Annotated in this window: 1 protein-coding gene and 1 pseudogene; both read right to left on the bottom strand. The window is 68.1% G+C overall.

Features of this window, described 5'->3' with window-relative positions; all coding sequences use genetic code 11:
* Nucleotides 1-40: 40 nt before the first annotated feature.
* Nucleotides 41-382 (bottom strand): hypothetical protein, encoded by a 342-nt coding sequence (locus AB0M20_RS42385; protein WP_364307055.1) that lies wholly within the window; start codon nt 380-382, stop codon nt 41-43.
* Nucleotides 383-499: 117 nt separating this feature from the next.
* A pseudogene (locus AB0M20_RS42380) lies at nt 500-1,619 on the bottom strand (helix-hairpin-helix domain-containing protein); the annotation flags it as partial.

The raw sequence follows: 1,619 nt of genomic DNA, 5'->3' as shown, positions 1-1,619 counted from the left end.
GGCCCGCACACCGGATCGCCCGGGCACACCACAACTACATCTAGAGGGCCGACCGGCGCGTGCCGGGGCGCTGGGCGTAGGCGAGCGCCTCTTTCACCAGGTCGAGCCACGGCATCCGTGATCGTGCGTCGAGCATGAACCACTCGCGCATCGGCGCGCCGGTGCCGGCGTCGAAACGCGTCCCCGTACCCTCGGAAACAAGATCGTCCACACGCGAGCGCGGCAGCTTCACGGTGAGCCGGCCATGCGCCAGCATGGCGATGATCCGGCCCTGGTACCGCAGCGCGGGAGAGCCGAAGCGGCGGCCGCCGGCGGGCGGTGAGACCCCGTCGACCGAGAGCAGCTCGCCGACCAGTTCGTCGAACCGATCCTCCGGCGCCATGGCCGGAATGCTATCGCGACGCGTCCGGAGAACGGGCCCAGCGGACGCTCCTGAGGTTCGCCGTCGAGGACGATGTCCACCCGTTCGTTGTAGAACGCGAGAAGCCGGCCATGCCTCTCAGTCCTTCGTGAGTCCGGCCCTCCGCAAAGCATCCGCCATCGCGTCGTTCTGCAGAGGCGCCTGCGGCCGCCGCTGGGCGTCACGCCCCTGGCGCTCCTGGCCCTGCCGGCCCTGGCGCGGCTGGTCCCGGCCCGGCTGGCCCTGGCGCTTCTGATCCTGGCGCGGCTGGTCCTGGCGCGGCCGGCCCTGGCGGTCGTCCCGCTTCTCCCGCGGCGGGCGCTGGTCCCGCGGCTTGTCCTGCAGCTTCATGGTCAGCGAGATCCGCTTGCGCGTCTCGTCCACCTCGACCACCCGCACCTTGACGACGTCGCCGGACTTCACGACCTCGCGGGGGTCCTTCACGAAGGTGTCGGACAGGGCCGAGACGTGCACCAGGCCGTCCTGGTGCACGCCGACGTCGACGAACGCGCCGAAGGCCGCGACGTTGGTCACCACGCCCTCGAGGATCATGCCCGGCCGCAGATCGGCGATCTTCTCCACGCCGTCGGCGAAGGTCGCCGTGGTGAACTGCGGCCGCGGGTCACGCCCCGGCTTCTCCAGCTCCTTCAGGATGTCGGTGACCGTCGGCAGGCCCACGGCGTCGGTCACGAACTGCGTCGGTTTGAGGGCACGCAGCAGCGGGCTGTTGCCGATCACCGACTTGAGGTCGGCGTTCGCCGCGGCCAGGATCGTGCGCACCACCGGGTACGACTCCGGGTGCACCGACGACGCGTCTAGCGGGTCGTCGCCGTCCGGGATCTTGAGGAAGCCGGCGCACTGCTCGAACGCCTTCGGCCCGAGCCGCGGCACCTTCTTCAGCGCCTCGCGGGAGCGGAACCGCCCGTTCGCGTCGCGGTGCAGCACGATGTTCTCCGCCAGACCGGCGCCGATCCCGGACACCCGGGTGAGCAGCGGCGCCGACGCGGTGTTCACGTCCACGCCGACCGCGTTCACGCAGTCCTCGACCACCGCGTCCAGCGAGCGGGACAGCTTCGCCTCGGACAGGTCGTGCTGGTACTGCCCGACACCGATCGAGCGTGGGTCGTATGATTTCTAAATTAATTGATGAATATATTTTGGGTTTCTAAACTTAAAAAAATACCTCCATTCTTTTAAAAGTTTATTTTTGTGTTGTTTT

Source organism: Actinoplanes sp. NPDC051633 (assembly GCF_040681735.1).
GTDB lineage: Bacteria > Actinomycetota > Actinomycetes > Mycobacteriales > Micromonosporaceae > Actinoplanes.
The sequence above is the reverse complement of the archived record's forward strand: the minus strand, read 5'-3'. Positions and strand labels throughout refer to the sequence as shown.

Excerpts from the sequence above, each read along its gene's own strand:
- AB0M20_RS42385 (WP_364307055.1), bottom strand. The coding sequence starts at position 382 with ATGGCGCCGGAGGATCGGTTCGACGAACTGGTCGGCGAGCTGCTCTCG.